Below are 17,413 nucleotides of genomic sequence, written 5' to 3'. Positions count from 1 at the left end.
CAGTACGAATTCATTAATTAGTACCTATTTGAATAAATCGCTTACATAAAAAAGACATGCTGAGTAACATTTGGCACCAACGCACTGCATGCCCTTCTGTCCTCAGAATGTCTCATCCATGTCAGTCCAATGGTCCAATTGATACTCCACTGGAAATTATCCAAAAACCTTAAAATCGGTAGGTGATATTCCCACATATTTCCTAAACTGTTTATAGAAATATCCTGTCTCCCAGTACCCGACATTCCTTGCGATCTCATGTACTTTCAGATTCGAATTGCGCAGCTGTTCCTTGGCACGTTCAATCCGGTATTTGTTGATATATTCGGCAAACGTCTCACCCGTCTCCTTGTGGAACAATTGTCCCAAATATACCGGATGCAAATGATAGTGAGCACCCAGCAGCTTCAGGGAAAGCTCTTCTGCGTAATGTTTGTCAATATGTTGAAGCACCTGGTTGACGATTGGATTCTTTAGATCCTGAAGCAGAGACTGAATCGTCTCCGTACCCACCTGCTGCAACGCCTGCACAAGTTCATCAAAGGTTCCGCTGTCCAGCACAAGACGAAGTCCCCGTTGGTAAATGGCTGATTCATCCGAATGTTTGATACCTTCCAGCTCCATCTTGAAGCGAATGACCACTTCCAATGCGATGTTCTGCAACTCAGCCGGAGTGACCCCGTCGCGATGCTGTTCAAAATCAAGCCGAATTCGCTCAGCAAGCAGCTCTGTATTGCGAGACAGAATGAGCTTCGCGTACTCCTTCCAATCAATGGAGAAGGAAGAGGCAGAGCTTCCGCATTTGTCCAAGATGGCATGATCAATCACTTTAAGGTCGGGATAGATCATCACATACTGGAGTGCCTTTTTTGCCTCCTGATAGCTTGCAGGAGCATGGTGAAGTCCGCGCTTCAGACTTCCTGCCCCAATCAGAACAGTAGGATGTGTCTCACACAGCGCAGCGGACAATGCCTCAAGACAACCCATAAACTCCTTTTTCTCGTCCTCGCCTGCATGCACATTGGCAACCATGACGATATCTCCATCGATGTCATGAAATATATTCACATAGGACTTATCCTTCAGCATTTCCTCCACTCGCTCGAACATGCCGGATGTTTCCCCTTTTGCTCGCAATACAGCTACTGCAACATCTGGTGCATCCAGCGAAAGGTTCAAGAACTGTGCTCGTTCCTCGAATTCCGTAGCCGCGATCTGTCCCGTCAGCCATCGGTGAAGAATATTGTCTTTCAGAATTTGAACACCATAAGCATCATCCGTTTGAGGAGACAACGCATGGTCCAGCTTCGAAGCCGTATTTCGAAGCGTCGATTCCAGCTCTTCCACATTGATCGGTTTGAGCAGGTAATTTTCGATCCCCAGCTGCATGCCTTCTTTCAGATATTCAAACTCATTGAAACCGCTAAGAATAATCACCTTGATATCAGGCTGCACTTGCCTTGCTGCCCGAATCAGATCCAGACCATTCATGAAGGGCATGGATATATCCGTAATCAGAATGTCAACAGGCTGCGCCGACAAGGCGTTTAAAGCGGCCTGTCCATTACCGGCATGGCTCACAATTTCCATATCAAAAGACGACCAATCCAAAATATCGTACAACCCTTCAATGATGAACGGTTCATCATCCACAATAAATACCTTGTACATATTAAATACCTTTCCCTTCTGTATGAGGATAACGTACCCTGATCAGGGTTCCTTCTCCGAGTGTACTCTCGATCGTGATGCCGAATTCCGGTCCATAGAGGAAACGCAAACGGGTGTGCACGCTTCGCAGTCCGAACATCTGGCCCGATTCTTCCGGACGCTCCAGTTCTTCGAGAATTTCAGTCAGACGTGCAGGTTCAATACCTTTGCCATTATCTCTGACCTCAACCTGCAACACATCATCCAGCTCTTCAACAACGATCGATAATTGATTATCCGAACGTTCTGTCTGGATGCCGTGCACCACATAATTCTCAATGATCGGCTGCAGGGATAGCTTGACCACCGGATGTTGATTATGAACGGGGTCCAACTGAATCGAATACATGAAAATGTCCTTATACCGGATTCGAAACAACTCCAGATATAAACGGCAAGCTTCCATCTCATCCTTCAGTGTATAGTTTTTCTTTTGCTGAACGAGGCTCTTGAATAACACGGATAAACTGTAAATCATCTCTCCAACATCCTTCGCCCCCTGAGAGATTGCCCTCATCCGAATGACCTCAAGCGTATTATAGAGAAAATGGGGATTAATTCGAGCCTGGAGTGCAACCAGTTCAGTCTCCTTTTGTTTGATCTCGGCTTTGTAGACGCGTTCAATATACTGATTAAGTTCATCCAGCATATCATTGAAGCTGTGCGAGATCTGTCCCAGCTCATCGTCACGGGTATCATCGATGCGTGCTGTCAGATTTCCATATTTCACCTTTTGCGTGAAACGAATGATTCTGCGGGTACGTTTGGCAAAATTAATAATGAAAAATGCCGGAACCAATACCGCAAACAGGATACATATGATGCTAATCGAAACGATGGTATTCCGAGTACCTGCATAGGCCTCGGCCATCTCATCCACAGGAACCGTGCCAACAACCACATACCCCTGATCCGCCGAGACAAACTTGTTCACATACATGTTCCGTTCCTTTTTCATCGAATCCATGTCGGTCTGATCAAACAGGGAATCGGCCACATCTATATATGGGTACTTCTTGCCGTAATAGTTACTGTTGGAATCAAACAATACCGTACCTTTGGCTGACAGCACCACAATCTCTCCCTTGAGGTTACTTTCATAGCTATCAAGAGCATTGCCAATGCCCGCAGAGTCGAAGAAAACGAGGAACTGTCCCAAATTTCGAAGGGTCTGTGTATTGTTGATAGGCACACGAATCGCATACAGCGCCGGGTCCCATTGATTGATTTCTTTACGTATCCAATAGTTTGGCGCGCTAATATTCGGTGTCTCCATCGCCATCACGTCAGGAATGTAGGAATGAGCCACATTGGTATCCAGCTTTCTGAACTGTTTATGTTGGTTGAAGGTGGATAGATCCTGCTGCTCTGCACTGTATAACATCACTTGATTGATATCCGAATTGCGATCCATGATGTTCTGAAAATGTTTCAATACATCAGCTGAGTAATCATCCTGATTCGCATAATAGCCATTTGTCAGATGCTGTACATACTCGGCGTACGTGTGATTCATCAAGTAGGTAATATTGGCTGACAGCGCCTCATTCTGATGCATGTCCCTTACCATGTTCTGCACCGATTCATACTGCTGGTGAATATAACGGTCGACACTTTCCATGGCCGCTTTCTGGATCGCCAGCTCTCGGCGAATCGTGGCGTCGGACACTGACAGGAAAATGATATAGGACAAGGTAATAATCGTTACAATTGATATCATGGAGAAGATGAACAGCATCTTCATAAACATATTATTTTTAAAGAAATTTTTGTAAACGCTAACAATTTTCAAGTCGCATGTTCCCCCCGATGCTGTTTTCCTGTCTAAAGTATATCATCTGCCTTCTGACATTAACTTGTCACCCGGAACTTTTCTTTAGTTTATACCTGTGTTTCTTTAATTTCACCCTATTTACGTTCTTGATTTTGCCATTGGCCAGCAGAATCCAGTCATCACTGGCAGATACTCAGATTACACCATACGCCAAGGAAAAGGTCATGGTAAAGGATGGAAAGCATACTACCCTACAATACGCCGTTCATTCCACCAAATATCCGACCCAAAACATTAAAATAGATCATAATAAAAGAAATTATGAGCGCTATGGATAGAATCGGTAAAAGTCGTATTTTGTTGGTCGGAATGACCAGCAGCAAAACAACACTCATGATTAGATATATTGTCATAAGGTATGGAATTAAATAGTAATGAGTATGAATGGGTAAGTACGCGTGACGTAATTGAAATCCTTCTGACAGTATTAAGGTAATTGGAAGTGCTGCAACAACATTAGAAAACAGACCATTTCCACGTGCATGCCACATGATATAACCACAGATCGGAGATCCCACCGCACATATCCCCCAGAAAACCATAGCCCTCTCAGGAGAAAAATGTAGGAAGAGCACTGTGTACACATAATACACCGTCAGCATCGACCCAAAATAAGCAAATATGTGAACAGCGGCCCATTTAGGCGAGTAGCTAAAAACTGATATAAGTGTTGCAACAAATACCCATACAGCCAAGCGGCCACCGATATCGTCAAATATAGGATTGATTCCTGGAGCATCAACAAGTTTGGCTGCTACACCCATAATAATTCCGATTAGCATTATGTACCCGATTGATAAAACTTTTTGTTTTGTGGTTGTCTCGCTTTTAGCTTTAATCTGATCCAGCTTGATATATCCCCCCATTTTCCCCCTCCATTCTTCTAAAACAAATCTCAATTGGGATCGTCTTCATGATGTTTGGCGATATGGTATGCCATTTCCTGAATCCGCTGCTTCAGTTCAAGTGGTTCCCGGATGCGAATGGACGTACCGAATGACATCAGATATGTCGGAAGGTACTTGTTCATTGTCGGAACATCGAGCAGGAACCGTGCCTCCCGATCGGTCCGTTCCGTCAAATAGTGACGCAGATGCCAGTGGCCGCATACCGCATTCAACGTGTCGGGCTCTCCCTCAATGCATATCACAGCCAGCGGTCCGTCCGCCTCCCGTCTCTGGTTGGACTGTTCGCCAAAAAAGTCGGACGCAGAGAAGCGCTCCGGCTTGTCAAACCTCGCCTCGGTTGCCTCCAGCCGCTCAATACGGTCGACGCGAAACGTCCGCATCGCCTGTGACCGATGGCAGAACGCAACAGCGTACCAATCGTTTCTGTTATACGCTAACCCATACGGATCAACTTCACGTTCGCTGACCTGTTCCGCGTTTGCTTTGCGATAGGTAATCCGAACTGTTCGCCCGTCATTTGCCGCCTGTTCCAAGTCCCGCAACAACGGAACGACTGAAGGCGGACGCGCTGAAGAAACCACATCCAAGCTGCTCGTCTGGCGGGATAGATCGTAGCGTTGCTCCTCGTGTAGTCCGTTCTCCACCTTCTTCAACGCCAATTCAAGTTCCTGCACATACGGATAGCCAGCGCCTTGGGCAAATTTGAAGGCATCCACAAGCGCCTTCAACTCTACGGAGTTGAAGAACAATGGCGTTTCTTTGAAACTTTCCAGTATACGAATGCCACCATCATGGCCCGATTCTGCAACGACCGGCACGCCACTGGCGCATAACGCGTCGATATATCGGTACACCGTGCGGACGCTGATCTCCAAACTGTCCGCGATTTGCGCGGCGGTGAGCTTTCTTCCGGATCGAAGCATCCAGAGCATGGAAAGCATGTTATCCCATTTCGCCATCGGGAGTCCTCCTCTTTTCCTTGAGAAAATATAACTCATCTACACCTTGTCCCATTACGTAAAAAATGATCATTTAGCAAAAAAGGCGAGTCTCCCTGATTTAGGGACTCGCCTCTTGATTCTATATTATGAAAGTTATGAAGTTCCCTTTTGTTTGCTTGCCTGCATCTGTTGGGCAAACCTCATCATCTCTTCGAACTCTTCTTCGGACACTGCATCGCCTTCGGCACCTATGTCTTGTACAATCGGAATTTCGGGTTTGGCTTTGGTTCCTTTGCCGTATGTACGGGAACGGGTTCCAGCTGCACCAGCAGCCTGCTTGCCTTTGACCTTGGCTTGGTCACGAATGTACTGTACCGCCTTCTCGTAGGAATTCACCTGCTTTAGCAGCATATTAGAGGCAATGGCCTCAACGAAGTTACGGTTAATTCTTTGCTCACCGCCGGATACAAGCAATGCCATCAAATAGTGAATCAGTACATTGATCACTTCACCAGGCAGCTTGTAGCTGAGGTCGATTTTCTCAAAGATGTCCACCAGATTGTCCGGTACGGCACCAGGGAAAAACGTCTGAAGCAATCGGGTATAGGGCTCATTACGCAGCATCATATTGTATTGATGAATATCACACTTGGTCGAAAATTGCGGAGGCACTTCGACGTAGTATTCCATCTGTACCACATGTTCGACAGGCGGTTCACCGGAGTCCTCTTTCCGCTCAGGCTCCTCCATGTGCTGTCTTAGGGCAACAACCTTCGCTGCCTGTACGGTCTGCTGCTCATGTCGCTTCTTGGTTTGTCTGAACTGCAGGCTCGCCTTGTGTTGAAGATCATCCAGCACGAGCTGTCCCTGTGGGTTGAAGATATCATCCTCATCCAGCAAACGACACACATCCTGTACGCTAAGATTGAACTTGTTCACCACATAATTCACAATGCCGAGCTGTTCATGATCGAACCGTAATTGCTCCACATGACGACGATTGACCGACTCACGCGGAAAACGCAATATAATGTCGGCATAATTCAGGCTGTTCTCTTCGGCTGCCCCATTGAGCCCGTTGCGCTGTGCCGAAGTTGACACTTCCGACAAGGCCTGTTCCAGTTCGTAATCAATGACATGGGTGTTCAATTCAAATATGTCGTAAAAAGGAACGGAAATATTCTCTTTATTCGCTGCTGGGTAAGGCGCGTCACCACTCTCTATCGCCGAAAAACCGGAACGTAGTGAAAGTACGGCGAACTTGCCGATTTTGTCACGAAGCAGCAGTGTCAAATGCTGTGTGCGGAAAAATTCTGCCGGGGAGAGCGGGGGCTGCAGCTCATACTCGTAAATGTAATCGTCATTTTCCGGAATATACAGCCGTGAAGTCTGCAATAATCCCACGGCTTCCAGCTTGGATGCCTGCTCCACTAAATACTTGCGTCCTTTCTCGCTTGGCTCGAGTCCAAGCGTCATGAACAGCCTCCGTTGCTGTTCAAGTGGCGAATAACCGACCTGTTCACCGGGAAGATGCTGAAACAGCAGTCGATACAAGCCAACCGCAAAGGCACCTACCATTGGCTGATACGCTCCGGTAAGCATACGGTCATCCAGGGCGCTAAGTCCAAACTCCCTGTACACGCAGTAGCGATGATGTTCAGTATAATGATGCAAATTCTTCATGCGCATAGCTTGATCTCCTTCTCCCCAAAAGTATGTTTATCTATTCTATCATAAATGTCGGATCCTCAAATGTTCAAAAACAGGTAAAAAACGGACCTGTTCTCGTTCCGTTTCGTCCTAGGTCGACAGCATTCACGTTTTCGCAGAGTTGCTAGATTACTATAAAAGCTACAGCCATAGAAAACAAGTAAATCTATGGAGAAATGTTATCCAGATATATATGAGACATGTCCGAAAAATAATGCACACTTTTTTTGCTGCATGGCAAAAAGCCTTCCCTTTGCGCTCGTAAGCGTTTACGACAAAGGCAAGACCTTTACGGACAATGCAGCCCAGCATTTGCTGCCCTCTGGCTAGCTGATTAAAACATTTTGTACCCGCCGAGACGAAGTTTGCGAATGGCCCAGCCACTGATGACCGCTCCAGCAAGTCCAGCTATGCCCGTCATATAGTCAACAATATGGAAAGAACCCAGATGCGACATCAGTGATGCCGTATGATCCCATAAGGAATACACGACAACAGGCAAAATAACAATAATGAACAGATAGGAAGGAAACCAGGTTGTCTTCATCAGCATATTCAGAATGAAACCGATACCAAACATCATAACGAAAAATAACACCATCAAAACCAGCACAGGTATAAACTGCATCGGGTGACGTTCACCTCTTCTTTCACTGACTCGGGTTTCTCTTACTACGGATAGTAGATAGTGTACCGCAAAAAATGTGGCGAAGCAACGAACTTTCTGGACAAATTTCCCTATAATCAGCTTCACTTCATTTGCCCTTCTGCTTCCTGTTGGGATACAATAAAGACGATAACGCATTCAACCGTCCCTTACCGGATTTGGAAATATACATTGCAGGAGGAATACAATTCATGAACGAAGCCGCATCAACACTGGAGGGCTGGTACGCCCTGCATGATTTTCGCTCGATTAACTGGGCCGCCTGGAAAGCAGCCGATGATGAGGAACGTGCCGTAGCACTGGACGAGCTGGAGGAATTCTGGAAAGAATGGAAGGAAGTCGAGAATTCCTCCCAAGGGAGCACAGTCGTGTATACGGTTGTGGGCCAAAAAGCCGACCTTGTCATGATGCATTTGCGTGAAACGCTGGAAGATCTGAAGGCCGTTGAGAATGCCTTCAACAAAACGATGTTTGCCCAGTACACGACCAAATCGTATTCTTACGTCAGCGTAGTGGAGCTGAGTAACTATCTCAGCAAAGAGGGCGAAGACCCGATGCAGAACCCGGAAATTATCGCCCGTCTCAAACCCGTACTGCCACAGCGGCAGTACATCTGCTTCTACCCGATGAACAAAAAACGCGAGTTGAACGACAACTGGTACATGCTGTCCATGGATGAGCGTCGTACAATGATGCGCAGTCACGGCATGATTGGTCGCAGCTATGCAGGCAAAGTGAAACAGATCATTACCGGTTCCGTTGGTTTTGACGACTGGGAATGGGGCGTTACGCTGTTTGCGGATGATGCACTTCAGTTCAAGAAGCTCGTTTACGAGATGCGCTTTGATGAAGTCAGTGCCCGTTATGGCGAATTCGGCTCTTTCTATGTGGGAAGCCTCCTGAACGAAGAAACTTTGGAAGACATGCTCAAGCTGTAATCGTATAAATCACAAAAAGCACCGTGATCCCTCCAAGAACAGGGTCAGCGGTGCTTTATTTTTTTCGAATGAATATGAAATGTTCAATATTAAATGGATGACTCAGGTTCTTTGGGATAACGTGATTGCTTAATCCTCTTAATCCTGATCCTCTTCATCAACCGCTTTCAGAGACTCCAGAAATTCAGCTGTTGCTCTGTCACGGTCACGTCCCTTCTCCTTAAGCCGCTCGATGGCAGGCAAAATGAGAATATCCACTTCCTTCTGAACGATGTAAGCCAGATCATACTGATCCTGTTCCTCCAGATAACCACCGACTTGCATCAGGGCGTTGTACCGATCCAGTTCTTCTCGCGTGAGTAGTCCTCTGACCTGAACACTGCAATGTCTCATCCAAAAAACCGCCCTTTCTTCAGTACCAAAGGAATGCCACCGATGATAAACAAGTACCGGAGATCCACCAGCTTTTTCAGCTGAGCCGCTTTCCAGCCCTTGTACTTCTTACCGCCTACGACAGCGATAGCTTCACCTTTCCCCAATGACGCGACCGTACCTTTACTTGTAAATACAAAAGGTTTTGGCTGCTTCTTGCGGATGGCAGCGACAACGTTTTTGGCACAGTTAACACCCTGCTGCATTGCGATCTGCGCGGTTGGTGGATATGGGCGCCCTTCATTGTTGAACACCAGTGAATTGTCACCGATAACATAGACGTGCTCATGCCCTGGGGCACGCAAAAACTCATCAACCTTCACCCGTCCACGCATCACTTCAAGGCCTGCCTGCTCAAGCAGGGCGTTTCCACGAATACCGCCGGTCCATACGACCGTTGCTGCATCGAGTTTTTCACCTTCACCCACAATGACACCGTCTGGCAGACATTGCTTGATCGGAACACCGATTTTGAAAGTAACGCCTTTTTTCTTCAACACGTTCATTGCATGCTCAACCAGTTCCGGGTCAAAGCCCGGCAAAGCTGAAGGTGCTGCTTCGACATTATAGATGTGTACGTTTTTCGGATTCACGTCGAATTCCTTGCAAAGCTGAGGAATGCGATCCGCAAGTTCCGCCACGAATTCGACACCACTGAAGCCAGCTCCACCCACGACAAAACGAATGCGGTTACGTTTATTATCGTTTTTGTACATGGCAAACTGATATTCGATATGCTCGCGAATCATTCGGACCGAGTTAATGCTGCGAATGGTCATCGCATGATCGAGCATACCCGGAATACCGAAGGTTTCCGGTTCCCCGCCCAATCCAATAATCAGATAATCATAGGATAACGTGCCGTCCTCCAGAATGATCTTCCGATCCTGCAGCCGGATCTCCTTCACCGAAGACTTGACCAAATCAATCTTGAACTCGTCAATCAGCTTCGATATCGGGACCCTTGCATGTTCAATCGTATCTGTGCCGGCTGCCGGCATATGTAGATGTGTGGTGATATAATGATAATCATGCCGGTTCACCAATGTGACATCGGCCTCGTTATAGTTCAATTCCTTCTGCAGCCGCTGGGCTGTCAGAATCCCGCCATAGCCCGCGCCGAGGATGACGATTTTGGGAATGCTGCTCATGTCTGTACCCCTTCCGGTTTCGTTCGCATCAACCGTTCGTTTGTTTTGTTGTAAAAAGGCTCTTACTTACCCATATTGATGAGGTCTTATCCATTATGACGACAAATGTTAACTTCGCGAATTTATTTGAACTTTTTGCATGCAAGTTATCGATTAAAATTGTGAAATTATACACAAGATTCAACAAAACGCGGGTATTGTCTTCACATTACAAATTGGGGCTAAATTAGACAAAAAAACACATAGTACAGGTCAAGGATATCTGTATTTCTGGCAAATATCAAGGTTTTTTTTGTTATTTTTCATAACCTTTCATTTCCAATTTCATCCTATTCTCACCTGATCTTCATCTATTGTTCCCAGTTTCATCATACTGCCAACTTTGCAACCCAGTTTACACCGTTTATAATGAGAAAGACAGTTCAGCAACAAACGCTGGGTACAAAAACGTACCCGGCTTCATTATTTCTGTTAACTACCTATTAAAATAAGAAAGGTGTTGTTGATTCTTGACTGCACAAACTGCCGGTCATGACATGACCGATTTACTTATTATTGGTGGCGGCCCTGCGGGTCTGTTCGCCGCGTTTTACGGAGGGATGCGTCAGGCATCCGTTACTCTGGTTGAAAGTATGCCACAACTTGGTGGACAACTTGCCGCCCTCTATCCCGAAAAATTCATCTATGATGTAGCCGGTTTCCCGAAGGTGACCGCTCAGGAACTGGTGAATAATCTGGTGGAGCAAATGAGCCATTTTAACCCGAACATCCGTCTTGAGGAAAAGGTTGTTTCGGTAGAGAAACTAGAAGAACGTCACTTCGTCGTAAAAACCGATGTGAATGAATATCACGCCAAAGCCGTAATTATCACTGCCGGTGTGGGTGCATTCGAACCCCGTCGTCTGGAGCTTGAGGGTGCTGCCAAATTCGAAAAAACCAATCTGCACTATTTCATCAGTGATCTGAACGCCTTTGCCGGCAAAAAAGTACTGATCAGCGGTGGCGGTGACTCCGCTGTAGACTGGGCGCTCATGCTCGAGCCGATCGCTGAGCAAGTAACCCTGATCCATCGCCGCGACAAATTCCGTGCGCATGAGCACAGTGTCGAAAACCTGATGAATTCCAAGGTGAACATCGTTACACCTACCGAAATTACCGAACTTCACGGTGAGGACAGTATTACCAAGGTTACTTTGGCTCACGTCAAAACCAAGGAAACACAGGAAATTGAAGTGGATGATGTCATCGTCAACTTTGGCTTTGTCTCTTCCCTGGGACCTATCGCAGAATGGGGCATCGAAATTGACAGCAATTCCATCGTGGTCGATTCCCGCATGGAAACCTCGATTCCGGGTATCTATGCTGCCGGAGATATTACAACATATCCAGGCAAGCTGAAGCTGATTGCTGTCGGATTCGGTGAAGCGCCAACCGCAGTCAACAATGCCAAGGTATACTTCGATCCAGACGCCAAGCTGTCTCCAGGACACAGCAGTAACATGAAGCGCTAATTCCTTATGGAATCTTATAGAATATAAAAGACACAAAAAAGGGTATCTTACTCCTGAATGAATTCAACATCAGGAGGGATACCCTTGTCTTATATATGCCCGCTGTGTAACGGTCTGGTTGTACCGGAGCAGGCTTGTCCCCACTGCCTTCAGGGACTGTCAGAATGCGGCAAATTGGACGATTACACCGGACCATACAGCCCCTACGCCATTCACACTTCCTCTGACACGGCAGACGAATCCGAAAACGTTTGCAATCATATGATGTACTGTCACCAATGTCAGACAAGCACACTATGGCCTGTAAATCTATGGGACATGTCCGGAAAACTGTAGCATTGCCTGCAAATGAGGATCTCTAGTGAAGAATGGCAGATACGTCGGTACCCAGTTTGCGCTTATGGATTTCTGCCAACAGCAGTGCGATGAAATCTCGTTCGAGATCCAACTCAATCGCCTTATGGTAGGAGTCCAATAACATCTCATCGGATAACATAGCCATTTCCCGCCACAACCTTTCCTTTTTTTTCCTCAAAACTATCATATCAGAGATTTATAAAGAGAACAAGCGTTCTTGTTATCCACAACGTTATGTGGAAATCCTGTGTATAGTTTGTTGATAAATGGTAAAAATGTTGATTGATCAACGTGGATAGTGTGGATAGTATTTATACACAGGATCGAAGCTTATCGAACAGAACGATTATCATAGCATTTTTTTTAGAATAAATTCATAGTTTCAAGAGTTGATGCGAGTAAATTACCCTTAATTGTTAAATTCCAAACGTTTTCCACCTAGTTTCCTTCTATATTACTATCGGATTTTCTTTGGATTTTTTTAGCTTTTTTCACCATTTTCATTGTGGTCTGGTGTTCACTTCCAAAATCCATATCTTGCCTGAATGATCCAGTCCATAATCGAAACCGAGCTGCCCCACACCAGGGAACTGACTTTCCATGATCCGTGTACATGTGAGTGTCAATGAACGCATCTCTCGACGTTTATATTTTCCGGAAATATGAGGCAGTGACAGAGCGAGTGCTCTTCTGCCGGACAGCATCGTTCCTCCTTTGCTAAGATTGGTCACGACCAATCCCGGACGAGCGAGCCGTCCCACCATCGAACGGAATACCCAGCCTCTTTCTGTCTTGACGACTTTGACTCTGTAATCGACAGGTCTGCCTTGAATGGTCGCCAAATGAATGCCTTGCTGGATCAAGTATCTCCGTCTAGCTTTTACGCGGATTAGAGAGCGGTACATTTGATTAAAATGAGTAAAAGAACGGGTTATTTTCATATGAGTGTACCGGTAGGCTCCTCCACTTACTGATACTCTAATGACACCGTAACCTCCACCACCGACAACAGGTTTGATATACACCATTCCGTAATGACTAAGCATGTTTAGCAGATTCCCCGAGTTGAACGTCTTCGTCTGTGGAATGTGGACAGCGGCTACCGGATATTTCAACAGCGCCGCTGTCTTCAGCCATTTGCTTGCAAGCTGTCTCGACATGGGTTGATCTCCTTTCCTGAACAATAGTCCTTCCTTATACATACTCAACTGGAGCCGTGCTTTCTTGGATGTCTGTCCAAGGCTGGGGCCCCTTTTCCGTGGAAAAAGTCCATAAGCTTGTTTCAAGGCGGGAACAAGCGCCTGGTTTGCTTTTCAAACGCATCAATCTATCGTATGCTACTAAGGAATGGTTTGGAGAGGCTTAAATATGAGGATCTAAGGAGCGTTCAGAAGACATGGAATCATTTTTCAAATCACTGTATGGTGTAGCCTATTTTGCCATTTCTATCGTTCTGGTAGCCATTACGGTGCTTCTATTCGTTACAGGTATTCGACTGTTTATGAAGAAAAGCAATCGCGGTTTTGCTGTAAGTTGTATTCTGTTTGCCTGCTTTATCGTCTTCATTATAGTGGTCATGCTGACCACGCCCTTCACCTCGACGCCTCCGGGTTCACCAGAAGCCATGGCAGCCTTGCTGAGAATCGGGTAGATTAACCTCTGTAGAAGGAGATGCTTATGACACATAACGAAATACTCGGAATCATCGATATCGGCTCCAATTCCATACGTCTGGTTATTTATGAACTCGATTCGGATAGAGCCTATCGCATCATTCATGAAGACAAATATGCAGCTCGTCTAAGCAATGTGGTTGAACAAGACGGAACGATTCTGCGACATTCACTGGACAAGGCTATCACAATTTTGCGACAATTCAGGGCTACCTGCGAAGCTTATCAAGCCAAGCTCATCCGTGCGGCAGCAACAGCGGCCATTCGGAATGCAGGCAATGCTTCAGAAATTATAGGTTGGCTGGAAGCCGAGACGGGACTTACGATTGAATGTGTATCCGGCGATAAGGAAGCCTATTACGGCTTCCTAGGTGTCACTCAATCGATTGATCTGGCGGATGGTTATGTCGTGGATATTGGCGGAGGAAGTACCGAGATCACTGTATTCCGCGATCGAAAACGACTGCACAGCATCTCTCTGCCTATCGGAGCTGTGAACTCACACGCCCGTTATGGCGGAGAAGATCAGTGGACTGAAGCTAATGCGACCGCCCTCTGTAATGAAGTTATCCAGGCATTAAGTGACCAGGACTGGGTCAGACAACATCCCGGACTACCTCTCATAGGACTTGGCGGCACGATGCGTACCCTAGCCAAAGTTGAACAGAAGAGAACGCAGTATTCATTGCCGGTTACACATCATTATGAAATCGGTGCAGAAGAGATGGAAAATATCGCTCGTTCTTTGCCACATCTCACCTCGGCACAACGCAAGAAAGTACCCGGTCTTGCCAAGGATCGTGCAGACATTATTGTGCCAGGTGTTCTCATATTGCGCACGGTCTTCCAGATCATCCAGGGAGATCGTTATGTCGTGAGCGGAGCGGGGTTACGGGATGGTTTGCTAAGGGATCTCCTGGCTGCAGGTCAGCCGGTCGTGCCAGACGCGCTGAAGGACAGCATTCGCAACTTCATCCATTTTGGCCCACCGATTCCGGAGAAACGTCTAAATCGGATCCACCAGGATGCGCTTACCCTGTATACTGCTTTACAAGGTAGTTCCCCCGATCCAGCAGATGCCCGGATCCTGTATACGACCTGTATGCTGCACATGGCTGGAAAACAGATTAACTATTTCCGTTATCCCCAGCACTCGGCCTATTGGATTATGAATGCGAGTATCTACGGACTCTCTCACCGGGAGACGATCCTTAGTGCCATTGCAGCCGATTATCATCCAAAAAAAAGAACGCCCCAGCTGCTTCAAAAGCACAAGGACATTCTAAAGGATTCAGATGAACGGCATGCCCATCGCCTGGGCTCACTGCTGCGCGTAACTGAAGCGATCAATCGAGCTGAAAGTATCACTGCCATAAAGGCAGCAAAAGAAAACGACTCGCTGCAGATGCAATTCATCTGTACAGCCGAGCCGTTACTGGAACTGAGCGACCTCGAAGAGGCCGTCAAAGATTTGCAGGAAGCTTGGGGAGTTACGTTAACACACTCCATTCAGCAGGCTTCCAAGGGATAATCCCCATCGCCTCCGTCTGACTTCTCAGCGGGGGTTTTTCATTTTGTACAAATACATAATTGCCGCCAGGCATAAGCTCTCTTGCTTTCACATTATCGTTCAGAGACAGGTTCAGAATGTCCACCAGCATCTTCTTCAGCTCTGGATCAAACACGGGACACATCAGCTCAATTCTTCGCTTCAAATTGCGGGTCATCCAGTCTGCACTGGACAGATACACATCCGGGTTCCCACTATTTTCAAAATAGAACAGTCTGGAGTGTTCCAGGAACCGGTCCACGATGCTGATCACACGAATATTCTCACTAAGTCCCTCTACACCAGGACGCAAGCAGCATACACCGCGCACGATCAGATCAATCTGTACTCCGGCTTGAGATGCCAGATATAATTCATCAATGATATCTTGATGGGATAAGGAATTGATTTTGGCAATAATCCTGGATGGTCTTCCCTTCAAGGCATGCTCTGCTTCCCGTCGAATAAGCGCGAACAGTTCGTCCTTCATGCCGTCTGGGGCGACCCGGAATGCCTGCAATGCTTTGGGTCCGGAATATCCGGTAATCTCATTGAACAGTTCCGATGCATCTTCGCCAATGATGGGATTGGAGGTGAACAGTCCCACGTCGGTATACACTTTGGCTGTGCTTTCATTGTAGTTACCTGTTCCAACATGCACGTACCTTCTTAGACCACTCTGTTCTCTGCGTACGACAAGAATGATCTTGGCATGAGTCTTTAATCCAACCAATCCGTAAACCACATGACAGCCTGCTTTCTCCAGCGTGCGGGCCCATGCAATGTTTCGTTCTTCATCAAATCTGGCTTTCAATTCAACCACAACGGTCACTTGTTTACCGCTCTCGGCAGCATGAGCCAGTGCAGGAATGAGACGGGAATCCCCATTCACCCGGTATAACGTCATTTTGATCGCCATGACGCGCGGATCTTCCGAAGCCTCTACAATAAAGTCCGTTACCGGTTCGAAGGATTCATATGGATGATGAACGAGCACATCCCGTTTACGCAGCAGCTCGAAGTGACTTTCCCGTGGAAGGAACTCCAGAGGATAGACAGGCTGCACCGGACTGTATTTCAGATGAGAGAAGCCTTCCAGACTATCCACAAACCCGGCCAGAAAACTCAGATCCAAAGGTCCATCAATTTCGTACACAGGATCTTGAATATCGAACTCTTCCCGCAGTTCAAGCAATGCATCCGGCCGGAAATCCGTACACACTTCCAGTCGTACCGGTGCTCCCCGGCGTCTGCGCCGCAATTCCTTCTCAATTGCTTCAAGTAAATCTTCCGCTTCTTCTTCATTAATGAAAAGATCCGCATTGCGGGTCACCCTGAATTCCTGTACAGCCAGTGGAACATATCCGCTGAAAAGGGTATGAATATGATGTTTGATGAGATCTTCGATCAAAATGAACGTTTTCTTTTTACTATTCGCCCGAAGAGGTACAGGAATAACCCGAGGAATATTGGAAGGCACCTGCACAATAGCCAAAAACGGCTCCCCCTCCTGCTCTTCTTCCTTCTGCAGCATCACGGACAGATATACAGATTTGTTGTGTACCAGTGGAAATGGGCGACTCTGATCAATAGCCATCGGTGTTAATACCGGAAAAATGATCTCATGAAAATACTGGTCCATTGCTCGCTGCTGGGTCATATTCAGATCTGTGTATTCCTGAAAATTGACGCCTTTCTTGGCAAGAAGACGAATGAGCTCACGATAGGTTTTATATTGTTCGGCGACCATGGTCCCCGTTCGTTTAATCAATCTGCGGTACAAACCCGAAGGGGTGTAACCTGTAAAATCCTTTTGCGTAAATCCAGCCTTGATCTTCTCTTTCGTCTCCGCTACCCTTACACTTACGAACTCGTCCAGGTTACTGGCGACAATGCCAAGAAACCTCATGCGTTCCAGCAGTGGTGTTGTTGGATCTTGCGCCTCCTGGAGCACACGACGATTAAACTCAACCCAACTTAAATCACGGTTAACGTAGTTACCTGTTTTGACATCTCTATGCATGTATGGCCT

16 protein-coding genes are annotated in these 17,413 nt (G+C 46.7%); 5 read left to right on the top strand and 11 right to left on the bottom strand.

Features of this window, described 5'->3' with window-relative positions; translation table 11 throughout:
- Positions 1-156 precede the first annotated feature (156 nt).
- The 6 genes from Q0V21_RS26290 to Q0V21_RS26265 all read right to left on the bottom strand — a co-directional run bounded on the left by Q0V21_RS26290 (position 157) and on the right by Q0V21_RS26265 (position 7,731).
- On the bottom strand, positions 157-1,671 hold the full coding sequence (locus Q0V21_RS26290) for a response regulator transcription factor (RefSeq protein ID WP_285078462.1): 1,515 nt from the start codon (positions 1,669-1,671) through the stop codon (positions 157-159).
- A 1-nt stretch (position 1,672) separates the two neighbouring features.
- A complete protein-coding gene (locus Q0V21_RS26285; RefSeq protein ID WP_483312388.1) occupies positions 1,673-3,502 on the bottom strand; it encodes a sensor histidine kinase in 1,830 nt (609 codons plus the stop codon).
- 233 nt (positions 3,503-3,735) lie between these two features.
- The gene (locus Q0V21_RS26280; RefSeq protein WP_301881280.1) at positions 3,736-4,410 is read right to left on the bottom strand and encodes a hypothetical protein; all 675 of its coding nucleotides are present in this window, start codon (positions 4,408-4,410) and stop codon (positions 3,736-3,738) included.
- 29 nt (positions 4,411-4,439) lie between these two features.
- A complete protein-coding gene (locus Q0V21_RS26275; protein WP_301881279.1) occupies positions 4,440-5,411 on the bottom strand; it encodes a helix-turn-helix transcriptional regulator in 972 nt (323 codons plus the stop codon).
- A gap of 135 nt (positions 5,412-5,546) precedes the next feature.
- Positions 5,547-7,082: a replication initiation and membrane attachment family protein gene (locus Q0V21_RS26270; RefSeq protein ID WP_024632645.1), complete on the bottom strand. Its 1,536-nt coding sequence runs from the start codon at positions 7,080-7,082 to the stop codon at positions 5,547-5,549.
- Between the two features lie 355 nt (positions 7,083-7,437).
- Positions 7,438-7,731 carry a YuiB family protein gene (locus tag Q0V21_RS26265; RefSeq protein ID WP_024632646.1) on the bottom strand — a complete coding sequence of 98 codons (294 nt, stop codon included), beginning with the start codon at positions 7,729-7,731 and terminating at the stop codon, positions 7,438-7,440.
- 230 nt (positions 7,732-7,961) lie between these two features.
- Here Q0V21_RS26265 and hemQ point away from each other — a divergent pair, with 230 nt between their 5' ends.
- Positions 7,962-8,708, top strand: a complete 747-nt coding sequence (gene hemQ / locus Q0V21_RS26260) for a hydrogen peroxide-dependent heme synthase (RefSeq protein ID WP_285078464.1) — start codon at positions 7,962-7,964, stop codon at positions 8,706-8,708.
- Positions 8,709-8,846: 138 nt separating this feature from the next.
- On the opposite strand, the gene Q0V21_RS26255 is transcribed toward hemQ, so the two are convergent.
- On the bottom strand, positions 8,847-9,101 hold the full coding sequence (locus Q0V21_RS26255; protein ID WP_024632648.1) for a hypothetical protein: 255 nt from the start codon (positions 9,099-9,101) through the stop codon (positions 8,847-8,849).
- Positions 9,098-10,291 (bottom strand): NAD(P)/FAD-dependent oxidoreductase, encoded by a 1,194-nt coding sequence (locus tag Q0V21_RS26250; protein ID WP_301881276.1) that lies wholly within the window; start codon positions 10,289-10,291, stop codon positions 9,098-9,100. The genes Q0V21_RS26255 and Q0V21_RS26250 overlap by 4 nt, the downstream gene beginning before the upstream one ends.
- A gap of 536 nt (positions 10,292-10,827) precedes the next feature.
- On the opposite strand from Q0V21_RS26250, the gene Q0V21_RS26245 reads away from it, so the two are divergent.
- Positions 10,828-11,802, top strand: a complete 975-nt coding sequence (locus Q0V21_RS26245; RefSeq protein ID WP_211754064.1) for an NAD(P)/FAD-dependent oxidoreductase — start codon at positions 10,828-10,830, stop codon at positions 11,800-11,802.
- Positions 11,803-11,886: 84 nt separating this feature from the next.
- Positions 11,887-12,138 carry a hypothetical protein gene (locus tag Q0V21_RS26240; RefSeq protein ID WP_285078465.1) on the top strand — a complete coding sequence of 84 codons (252 nt, stop codon included), beginning with the start codon at positions 11,887-11,889 and terminating at the stop codon, positions 12,136-12,138.
- 22 nt (positions 12,139-12,160) lie between these two features.
- On the opposite strand, the gene sda is transcribed toward Q0V21_RS26240, so the two are convergent.
- On the bottom strand, positions 12,161-12,304 hold the full coding sequence (gene sda, locus Q0V21_RS26235) for a sporulation histidine kinase inhibitor Sda (protein ID WP_024632651.1): 144 nt from the start codon (positions 12,302-12,304) through the stop codon (positions 12,161-12,163).
- 355 nt (positions 12,305-12,659) lie between these two features.
- Positions 12,660-13,319: a YheC/YheD family protein gene (locus Q0V21_RS26230; protein WP_301881274.1), complete on the bottom strand. Its 660-nt coding sequence runs from the start codon at positions 13,317-13,319 to the stop codon at positions 12,660-12,662.
- 236 nt (positions 13,320-13,555) lie between these two features.
- On the opposite strand from Q0V21_RS26230, the gene Q0V21_RS26225 reads away from it, so the two are divergent.
- Complete coding sequence (locus Q0V21_RS26225) at positions 13,556-13,810, top strand: hypothetical protein (RefSeq protein WP_285078467.1); 255 nt, start codon at positions 13,556-13,558, stop codon at positions 13,808-13,810.
- Positions 13,811-13,836: 26 nt separating this feature from the next.
- Positions 13,837-15,363 carry a Ppx/GppA phosphatase family protein gene (locus Q0V21_RS26220; protein ID WP_301881273.1) on the top strand — a complete coding sequence of 509 codons (1,527 nt, stop codon included), beginning with the start codon at positions 13,837-13,839 and terminating at the stop codon, positions 15,361-15,363.
- On the opposite strand, the gene ppk1 is transcribed toward Q0V21_RS26220, so the two are convergent.
- Positions 15,323-17,404 (bottom strand): polyphosphate kinase 1, encoded by a 2,082-nt coding sequence (ppk1, locus tag Q0V21_RS26215; RefSeq protein WP_301881272.1) that lies wholly within the window; start codon positions 17,402-17,404, stop codon positions 15,323-15,325. The genes Q0V21_RS26220 and ppk1 overlap by 41 nt on opposite strands.
- Between the last annotated feature and the right edge of the window lie 9 nt (positions 17,405-17,413).

It is taken from the genome of Paenibacillus sp. 11B, assembly GCF_030487755.1.
Classification (GTDB): Bacteria; Bacillota; Bacilli; order Paenibacillales; family Paenibacillaceae; genus Paenibacillus; species Paenibacillus vandeheii.
The sequence above is the reverse complement of the archived record's forward strand: the minus strand, read 5'-3'. Positions and strand labels throughout refer to the sequence as shown.